The following is a 3,243-nucleotide window of genomic DNA, read 5'->3' on the forward strand; positions in this document are numbered from 1 at the left end:
TTACATTCTCAAGGCTTGTGAAATGATTAAGGTTAGTAGGGTCTGCTCTTGCTCCATTCGTTCTGTATGGCACCTTATCCTTCTTATCCTTGCCCGGTTTCTGCTCAAGTTTCATCAAGCAGAAATATGGTTTGCCACGCATCCTGTTTGGAATTTTTGATAAATCCATGTTGTATGCCTCCTTTGTGTTGTTTTCATAGACGGTGAGTATTCCGGCTCTCATTGAGCCACCTGTCCGGAGTTTGGGAGCCACACTTCCGGCAGCACAGAGCCACCCCTCCGGCGGTGGAAACCATCATTCCGGTAATTAGGAAACCACTATTCCGGCACAAGGAAATCATGATTCCGGACTTGTGGAAATCATTACATAGATTCCTTATACTGTAGTCATACACCGATTGGTGTAAATACATTATAAGGAGGTCAAAATCATGACCAAATATCGCGAAATCATCAGACTTCATAGTCTGAACTTCAGCGAACGGAACATTGCATTAAGTTGCAGTGTGTCCCGAAACACTGTGTCAAAGGTTCTCAAAAAAGCTGATGAGATGAATATCTCCTGGCCACTTGATGAAACCATGACAGATGATGCCTTGGAAAACATTCTCTTTCCCAAGGAAAAGTCAGCTACCAATAAGCGTATGCCTGACTATGCCTACATTCGCAAAGAATTATTGCGAAATGGCGTAAGTAAAAAACTCCTATGGAGCGAATACTGTGAGGATTGCCGTATGGCAGGCGAAGAGCCACTCATGTATTCACAGTTTTGCTACTACATCCAGCAGGACGAGCAAAAACGAAGAGCAACCATGCACATACCACGAAAACCCGGTGAACAGGTTGAAGTAGACTGGGCTGGAGATCCGGCTCATATCATCGACCCCGATACCGGCGAGATTACAGAAGCATGGCTTTTTGTTGGCGTTATGACTTATAGCATGTACGCCTACGTGGAAGCATTCATCAATGAAAAACAGAAGGCCTGGATTACAGCCCATGTGCATATGTATGAATACTTCGGTGGAGTTGCCAAGATACTCGTTCCTGATAACTGCCTTACAGCCGTTTATCATACAGGAGACTGGTACACTCCGTCATTAAACACCACATACCATGAATTAGCTGAACATTACGGAACCGCCATTATTCCGGCACGGGTGCGAAAACCCAAGGACAAGCCTAGCGCAGAAGGCACAGTAAGAAATGTATCTACATGGATTACTGCAGCCCTTCGGAATGAACAGTTTTTTTCTCTGGCTGAATTGAATTCTGCCATAAGGGAAAAACTTGAACAGTTCAATGCAAATACCTTCCAGAAAAAAGAAGGTAGCAGGCGTAGTCTGTTTCTTGGGGAAGAAATGCCATTACTGGCAACGCTGCCTGCTACCCGCTTTGAACTCAGCGATTGGAAAGTCGCTACCGTTCAGTTTAATTATCACATTGCAGTAGACAAGATGTACTACTCTGTGCCTTATCAGTATATCAGAAATAAGGTCGATGTGCGAATAACAGAAACAACGATTGAAATATTTATGAATCACAATCGAATTGCCTCCCACAAACGCCTTTATGGACGTCCTGGGCAGTACTCTACTCACTCCGGACATATGCCGGAAGAACATCAGAAATATCTGGAGTGGAATGGTGACCGTTTTCGGAAATGGGCGAATCAGATTGGACCAAACGCATATGAAGTTGTAAATGCACTACTTACCTCCGGCAGGGTGGAACAACAATCCTATCGAAGCTGTATGGGATTGTTAAAGCTTGCAGAAAAACATTCTCCGCAAAAACTGGAACTTACGTGCCAGAAAGCATTAAGCTATTCCAGTTCACCCAGCTATAAAAGTATCAAAAATCTTCTGGTCACTTTAAAGGATAGTGATATCCCGGTGACTCAGGAAGAGAAAAAGACTAATTCATACGGCATCACAAGAGGTGCCAGATACTATGCCGATAAATCAACAGGAGGTAAGCACAATGATTAATCAAAGTACAACTGACAAACTTATTGAAATGCGTCTCACAGCTATGGCAGATGCATTCCGTATACAAATGGATGATTCCTCTATGAAGGATATATCCTTCGAAGAACGTTTTGGCATGCTGGTTGATGTGGAATACACCAGTCGCAAAAACAATCGTTTAAAACGCATTATACGCAACGCTGAGCTTGAACAACCGGATGCCTGTATTGCCGGCATTGACTATCGTTCAGGACGAAAGCTCAATAAGGAACTCATCAAACGTCTCGCCACCTGCGAATACATTGCAGAGTATCGGAACATCTTTATTACCGGTGCAACCGGAAGTGGCAAGACATACATGGCCTGTGCTTTTGGCATGGAAGCCTGCAAGCAGTATTACACAGTAAAATATGTTCGCCTTCCTGACCTGCTTCTTGACTTGGAAGCCGCCAGAAATAACGGCACATTTGCAAAGGTACTTTCAAAGTATACTAAACCATTACTGCTTGTCATTGATGAATGGTTATTGTTAAAACTTAACGAATCAGAATCCAAAAATCTCTTTGAACTGATTCATAAGCGTAGGAAAAAATCTTCTACTATCTTCTGTTCCCAGTTCAGAGAGGAAGGTTGGTATGACCGCCTGGGTGGTGATGATAACCCATTGGCAGATGCCATCATGGATCGAATCATCTATGATGCATACAAAATCAATATCGAAAGCATTGATCCATCAAAGGACATCTCCATGCGAGAGGTCTATGGTATAGATCAAAACATGGTACAGTAGTTAGTAACAAGGTGGCTCTGTTTGTCCGGAATGGTGGCTCTCGCCACACCGGACAGGCGGCTCCGCCGCAACGTAATATTCAATAAAGGAGCTAAATCAATGTACAAACCAATCGACAAGTTACAGCACTCGTTCCTCGATTTCAACCAGCCTATGGGACTCCACATGAATTCGGATAACCGCTGGATCAAACTGGCTGACCGAATCCCATGGGATGAATTTGAAGTAAAATATGCTAAGCTGTTCCCCAGAGACACGGGTAATGTTGCCAAGCCTCTTCGTATGGCATTAGGAGCTCTGATCATCCAGACCAAGTTCCAGTATTCCGACCGTGAGCTTGTGGAACAGATCGCAGAGAATCCGTATCTGCAGTACTTTATCGGACTTCCCGGCTATCAGGAAGATGCTCCGTTTGATGCAAGTACACTGGTCCTTTTTCGCAAACGCATTTCTGCTGAAATGCTGATGGAAGTAAATGAGTAT

General features: G+C 43.9%; 3 protein-coding genes. All 3 read left to right on the forward strand.

Annotated features, from left to right (window positions below; genetic code table 11):
* The first annotated feature begins 431 nt into the window (after positions 1-431).
* Positions 432-1,991 carry an IS21 family transposase gene (gene istA, locus ASU35_RS18155; RefSeq protein WP_058354371.1) on the forward strand — a complete coding sequence of 520 codons (1,560 nt, stop codon included), beginning with the start codon at positions 432-434 and terminating at the stop codon, positions 1,989-1,991.
* A complete protein-coding gene (gene istB / locus ASU35_RS18160; protein WP_058354372.1) occupies positions 1,984-2,760 on the forward strand; it encodes an IS21-like element helper ATPase IstB in 777 nt (258 codons plus the stop codon). Before istA ends, istB begins: the two co-directional genes overlap by 8 nt.
* Positions 2,761-2,859: 99 nt before the next feature.
* On the forward strand, positions 2,860-3,243 hold a 384-nt coding region (locus ASU35_RS18165; protein ID WP_423229996.1), incomplete at its 3' end, for a transposase.

Origin of the sequence: Acetivibrio ethanolgignens (assembly GCF_001461035.1) — a bacterium.
GTDB lineage: Bacteria > Bacillota > Clostridia > Lachnospirales > Lachnospiraceae > Velocimicrobium > Velocimicrobium ethanolgignens.